Genomic DNA, 359 nt, shown 5'->3' on the forward strand with positions numbered 1-359 from the left:
GTGCTGGGGTAGGTGGAATCACGGTTCCATGCAAGCGCACCCTGTGTGCCGGCGCGCTGCTGGTCGGCGCCTTGCGCGTACGGATCGAAGCGGTCGCGCCTCCACGACAGATAGCCGTAGGTATCGGCCTGGCGATCCGCGCCTTGCGTGAACGGATCCGCCTTGTCCTGCTTCTGCCCTTGCGTGTAGGCGTCCACCTTGTCCAGGCGGCTCTGTCCTTGGGTATAGGGGTCGAAGCTGCGGGCGGCTGCAGCGGGTTGCGCCGCAAACAGGGCGGCGGAGGCCGTCAGCGTGGCCAGCAAGGCGAGTGACAGACGGCGGGTGCGTGCGAAGGAACGGGTGGTGTGCATGGTGAACTC

General features: G+C 66.9%; 1 protein-coding gene. It reads right to left on the bottom strand.

The genetic code is table 11. The annotated features are described in order from the left end of the window. On the bottom strand, positions 1-359 hold a 359-nt coding region (locus ACVA6Q_RS24590; RefSeq protein ID WP_446649214.1), incomplete at both ends, for a hypothetical protein.

This window comes from Vibrio sp. DNB22_10_4 (assembly GCF_052879755.1).